The sequence below is a fragment of the Vibrio sp. 10N.222.49.C9 genome, assembly GCF_041474985.1.
Classification (GTDB): Bacteria; Pseudomonadota; Gammaproteobacteria; order Enterobacterales; family Vibrionaceae; genus Vibrio; species Vibrio crassostreae_C.
Genome location: NZ_JBFRVD010000878.1, coordinates 1 through 313, shown reverse-complemented (window position 1 = coordinate 313; position 313 = coordinate 1). Strand labels below are relative to the sequence as shown.

Below are 313 nucleotides of genomic sequence, written 5' to 3'. Positions count from 1 at the left end.
AGGCAAGCCTGCGCACACTCGCTATCAACTTCTAGAAACCATTGATGGACACAGCAAAGTCATGCTGTATCCAGAAACAGGTCGCACCCACCAGCTACGAGTTCATTGTGCTCACGCCGAGGGGCTTAACATGCCCATCATTGGCGATACCTTATATGGCCGCAAAGACAAAAGATTGTATCTGCATGCACAGCAGCTCAGCTTCACCCACCCCGTTACTAAAGAGTGGGTCACCTTTGAGGCCGATATTCCGTTCTAGCGACTAACTCGCTAGCGTAGCCAGCTGCTGCTGGTAAGCAAAGTGGCCGACGAC

Annotated in this window: 1 protein-coding gene; it reads left to right on the top strand. The window is 52.1% G+C overall.

The features are described 5' to 3' along the window. Positions 1-259, top strand: a 259-nt coding sequence (locus AB4585_RS26040; protein ID WP_372171663.1) for a pseudouridine synthase, incomplete at its 5' end; no start/stop codon positions are given. Positions 260-313 lie beyond the last annotated feature (54 nt).